This window comes from Pseudomonas sp. SIMBA_067 (assembly GCF_046534675.1).
Classification (GTDB): Bacteria; Pseudomonadota; Gammaproteobacteria; order Pseudomonadales; family Pseudomonadaceae; genus Aquipseudomonas; species Aquipseudomonas putida.
Genome location: NZ_JAWRYH010000759.1, coordinates 1 through 258 on the forward strand (window position 1 = coordinate 1; position 258 = coordinate 258).

Genomic DNA, 258 nt, shown 5'->3' on the forward strand with positions numbered 1-258 from the left:
TGTTCATCCTCCTGTTGCACTTCCTGGAGCAGCACGGCGAAATCCTTCAAGGTCTGTTCATCCACTTCGCTGCCGTAACTGTCCTGCCAGGCGCGGCTGAACAGTTCCTGAGGCGTGAGCTGGTCGAGTTCAACCAGGCGCTCTTCATCGCGGTCTTCGCGGTTGCCCACACCTGCGTATTCGGCGGCGATGCGTACCAGGCGCACGGCTTTGCCTTGCAGGGCGGTTTCGATTTGCTGGCGCAGGTCCGGCTGTGGC

The 258-nt window shown here is 61.2% G+C and carries 1 protein-coding gene; it reads right to left on the bottom strand.

All coding sequences use genetic code 11. The annotated features are described in order from the left end of the window. Nucleotides 1–258, bottom strand: a 258-nt coding sequence (locus SB765_RS31210) for an exonuclease SbcCD subunit D C-terminal domain-containing protein (RefSeq protein WP_410932704.1), incomplete at both ends; no start/stop codon positions are given.